Source organism: Kitasatospora sp. NPDC091257 (genome assembly GCF_044757675.1).
In the GTDB taxonomy this organism is placed as follows: Bacteria; Actinomycetota; Actinomycetes; order Streptomycetales; family Streptomycetaceae; genus Kitasatospora; species Kitasatospora lactacystinica.
The window spans coordinates 1-1,093 of record NZ_JBIVVI010001865.1 but is presented as its reverse complement, the minus strand read 5'-3'; the positions used below and the strand labels follow the sequence as shown (position 1 = coordinate 1,093).

Here is a 1,093-nt window from a genome sequence, read left to right as displayed (position 1 = left end):
GTCCGTAAACCCCTAGATCAAGAAAGATGGAACGGGCGTGTCCGATCTTCGCCCCAGCGTGCTTCCCCTCTGCTAAGGGGGATACCCACCGCGCACCACCCAAAGCGGGCCAGATGTATCGTCGAGCGAAGTGATATCCGATCGCGACCACAAGTCGAGGTCCGATCGTTGTACGAATGGCGGGATTGCTCCAGGAATAGGGGCGACCCGGGACAGAAACGGCAGGGGACCATGTCGGTGACCGAGCAGACGGCGGCAGCGGCCGAAGAGCTGGAGGTGTGGATCGACCAGGATCTGTGCACCGGCGACGGCATCTGCGTGCAGTACGCGCCCGAGGTCTTCGAGCTCGACATCGACGGGCTGGCCTATGTGAAGGGGCCGGACGACGAGCTGCGCCAGCAGCCCGGGGAGACCGCCCCGGTGTCGCTGACGATCCTTCAGGACGTGGTGGACTCGGCGAAGGAGTGCCCCGGCGACTGCATCCACGTGCGCCGGGTCGCCGACCGGGTCGAGGTGTACGGGCCGGACGCGGAGTAGCCGGCCCGCGGATCAGCGGGTCCGCGCGGTGGTCGATCCGCGCGGTGGTCGGTCCGTCACACGGCGGAGACCGGGGCGGCGGTCTGGGAGCGATCCCAGCCGCCGCCCCTGTGCGTCCAGGTGAGGTCGACCGAGATGTCGGGCCGGAACCGCGGCACGTCCTCGCTCGAATACCCCTGCGCGTGGCCGGTGATGGCGCCGTCCGAACGCACCGCGATCCGGCTCACGGTGAGGTTCTCGCGCTCGGGCAGCAGCGTGGCCACCACCTCCGGGCGCCCGCCCGGGCCGAAGCCGAGCAGCAGGACGGCGTCCGGCGGGGTGCCGGTCTCGGTGGCGCAGTGCGCGGTGACCACCGTGGCGGGGCGCCCGTCGCCGAGCCGCGCGGACACGCTGAGCGCCGTTTTGACCGGGAACGGGCCGCAGTCCAGCGGGAGTTGGACCTGGGCCGGGTCGGGGCCCGCGCTCACCGCGAGGGACGTGGGCACGGGGTGCGCGGGCACCGGGGTGCCGGTCGCCGGGGAGGCGGCCAGCACGGCCCCCACCACCGCGCCGCAGC

2 protein-coding genes are annotated in these 1,093 nt (G+C 71.7%); one reads left to right on the top strand and one right to left on the bottom strand.

The window, feature by feature from the left end:
* Positions 1-231: 231 nt before the first annotated feature.
* On the top strand, positions 232-537 hold the full coding sequence (locus ACIQOV_RS42540; protein ID WP_359901185.1) for a ferredoxin: 306 nt from the start codon (positions 232-234) through the stop codon (positions 535-537).
* Between the two features lie 56 nt (positions 538-593).
* Here ACIQOV_RS42540 and ACIQOV_RS42535 read toward each other — a convergent pair.
* On the bottom strand, positions 594-1,093 hold a 500-nt coding region (locus tag ACIQOV_RS42535), incomplete at its 5' end, for a hypothetical protein (RefSeq protein ID WP_401056640.1).